The following is an 844-nucleotide window of genomic DNA, read 5'->3' as shown; positions in this document are numbered from 1 at the left end:
GCCAGCAGGCGCTGCCGTTCGCGGGCGGGGTCGGCTCCGGCAGAACGCACCCGGGCGGCCAGACTGGCGAGCAGCCGGGCGGCGGTGTCGGCGGGGTCGCCGGGAACGTTCGCCTCCAGCTGCCGCAGGTCGGCCTCGCGCTGGGTGAGCTGCGCCTCCCAGTCACGCAGCTCGGCGGCCCGCTCCTCGGTGGACTTCTTCAGGCTGGCGAGTTCCAGCCCGATCTCCTTGTAACGCAATCGGCGGCCTTCGAGGTCGGCGGTGAGGGCCGCCACGCGGGTTTCCAGCGCGGCAAGGTTGTGCGCCGTCGGCGGCGGCAGGGTCTGCACCACACCCTCGCACAGCGGGCACGGCTCCCCGAGGTGCAGGTGCGAGCGGTAGGCGGCGAGGCCCGCCTGTGCCCGCGCGGCCTCCAGCTCGGCCTGCGCCCGGTCGAGTTCGGCCTTGGCCTGCTGGCCCTCGCGCTTGGTCCGGGCCTGCTCCCCCGTCAGCGCGTCGTGCTGGGTCAGCTCTGAGCGTTGCCGCTCGCGGCTGGACTCCAGCGCGGTCTTCGCCGCTTCCAGTTGCACCCGCTCCTGCCGCAGCTTCTCCAGCTTCTGCGCTCCGTCGCGGGCGGTCAGGAAGGCGTCCTCGTCCCAGGGGAGGGGAGAGGCGTGGGTGCTCTGCGGGGTGCCCCCGGCGCGGCGCAACCGGGCGGCGTCGGCCTCGGCCTCGCGCAGGGTGTCGGCCTTCGCCTCCAGGTCGGGGATGCGTTCTTCGGCCAGAGCTGCCGCATCCAGCCCGGCCTGCGCGGACTCCACCGCTTGCCGGGCCGCTGCTTCGGCACTCGCGGCCCGGTGGCGCT

At 74.9% G+C, this 844-nt stretch carries 1 pseudogene; it reads right to left on the bottom strand.

The annotated features are described in order from the left end of the window. Positions 1–844 (bottom strand): annotated as a pseudogene (locus tag QOL99_RS17260) (SMC family ATPase); the annotation flags it as partial.

Source organism: Deinococcus rhizophilus (assembly GCF_030271215.1).
Taxonomy (GTDB): domain Bacteria; phylum Deinococcota; class Deinococci; order Deinococcales; family Deinococcaceae; genus Deinococcus; species Deinococcus rhizophilus.
The sequence above is the reverse complement of the archived record's forward strand: the minus strand, read 5'-3'. Positions and strand labels throughout refer to the sequence as shown.